This window comes from Fulvivirga kasyanovii (assembly GCF_009711405.1).
GTDB lineage: Bacteria > Bacteroidota > Bacteroidia > Cytophagales > Cyclobacteriaceae > Fulvivirga > Fulvivirga kasyanovii.
The window spans coordinates 928-1,376 of the sequence record NZ_SMLW01000157.1 but is presented as its reverse complement, the minus strand read 5'-3'; the positions used below and the strand labels follow the sequence as shown (position 1 = coordinate 1,376).

Sequence of the window (449 nt, the reverse complement as noted above, 5' to 3'; positions counted from 1 at the left end):
AAATTATTCATAGTCTGGCTGATGCTTCTGGTAATCTTTTTCAGTGCCTGTGAAGAAGATGATGAACTGCCCTCCATAACATCCGAGGGTAAAAATACCTTTGGGTGTTTGGTGAATGGGGAGTTGTGGTTGCCCGCGGGAAGGTTTGGTAATTCTGGGACGTTTGCTGAATACATGGCATTTAATGATACGAGCGGTGTTTCTATTTATGCTGATAACTACGATGAAGTTAGTAGTATGTTAATTTCAATTTTTGATATCCCTACATTAAAAGAAGGTAAAATATATGATCTTACAAACACATCTTTTTTTGTCCAATATACTGAAGCTACGGAAAATCAGGGATGTTTTTATAGAAATGTAACGTCTGGGCAACTGAAGCTGTCTAAATACGATATCAATCAAAAAATCCTGGCAGGCACTTTTGAATTCAAAGCCTATAGCGATGC

Annotated in this window: 1 protein-coding gene; it reads left to right on the top strand. The window is 37.6% G+C overall.

Annotated elements, in window-relative coordinates:
* Positions 1–21: 21 nt before the first annotated feature.
* Positions 22–449, top strand: a 428-nt coding sequence (locus E1163_RS31745; protein WP_484494433.1) for a Riean_0653 family protein, incomplete at its 3' end; no start/stop codon positions are given.